Annotated in this window: 1 protein-coding gene; it reads left to right on the top strand. The window is 71.5% G+C overall.

What is annotated here, in order from left to right; genetic code table 11:
* Positions 1-86: 86 nt before the first annotated feature.
* A partial coding sequence (locus tag ACWDR0_RS34925; protein ID WP_456355852.1) for a polyketide synthase dehydratase domain-containing protein occupies positions 87-1,297 on the top strand: 1,211 nt, incomplete at its 3' end.

Raw genomic sequence — 1,297 nt, 5'->3', positions numbered from 1 at the left:
GGGTGGAGGCGTTGGCGGGGTTGGGTGTGGGGTCGGTGGTGGAGGTGGGGCCGGGGGCTTCGTTGTCGGCGCTGGTGGAGGGTGGTGTGGGGTTGTTGCGGCGGGGTCGTGGTGAGGTGGAGTCGCTGGTGGAGGGTGTGGGGCGGTTGTTCGCCCGGGGCGGCCATGTGGAGTGGGCGAAGGTGTTGGACGCGCTCGGCGCGGGTTCCGGCGAGGCGGTTTCGGGTGCTGGGGTGGATTTGCCGACGTATGCGTTTCAGCGGGAGCGTTTCTGGCTGGATGCGGGGCGGGGTGCGGGGGATGCGGGTGGTCTGGGTCTGGCGGATGCGGGTCATGGTCTGCTGGGTGCGCGGGTGGAGATGGCGGGTGGTGCGGGGTATCTGTTCACCGGCCGCCTGAGCCGCGAGTCGCATCCGTGGCTGGCGGATCATGCGATTGCGGGGACCCCGGTCCTGCCCGCGACCGGATTCCTGGAACTCGCGCTGGTCGCGGGGGAACAGCTCGGGCTGCCCGAAGTCCGCGAACTCACCCTCGAAACCCCCCTCGCCCTCCCCGACCAGACCCCCACCACACTCCAGGTCGTCGTGGGTCCGGAGGACGGGACCGGTCTGCGGACGGTCAACCTCTACTCGCAGCAGGAGGAGGCGGCCGACTGGGTCCGTCATGCCACGGGGGCACTGGCTCCGTCCGAGGCGCGGGTGGACACTGCCGTTCCGGCCGCCGATACCGCCTGGCCGCCCGCCGGTGCGACTCCGCTCCCGGTCGAGGACGCCTATACCTGGCTCGCGGACCGCGGCTACGATTACGGCCCCGTTTTTCAGGGGCTCCGCGCCGCCTGGACGCTGAAGGGTGAGGTACTGGCCGAGGTCGGGCTTCCCCGGGAACCGGCCGGCGCGGACCGCTTTCTCATTCACCCCGCCCTGTTCGACGCCGCCCTGCATCCGCTGGCCCTGGGCCATGTCGACGGAGTGAGCGCGCCGAGCGGCCGTGTGGTGCTGCCGTTCTCCTGGTCCGGCGTACGGGTGCACCGGTCGGGCGGTGCGGAGGAGCTGAGGGTCCGGCTGACACCGACCGGGCCGGGCACGGTCCGGCTCGCCCTCAGCGACGGCTCCGGAGAACCGGTCGCCTCGGTGGCTGCTCTCGCCGTCCGGGACACCGAGCCCACCCGTCTGCTCGACGGAGTCGGCCGCCACCCCGATCTGTTCGGTGTGGAGTGGCGTGGGGTGGGTGTGTCGGTGGGTGGTTTGGGTGTGGGTGGTGGGGTGGAGGGGTTTGTGGTGGTGGAGTGTGTGGTGCC

The sequence above is a fragment of the Streptomyces sp. NPDC003691 genome (assembly GCF_053981115.1).
Note: the sequence above shows the minus strand (reverse complement) of the source record. Positions and strands in the feature narration are given on the sequence as shown.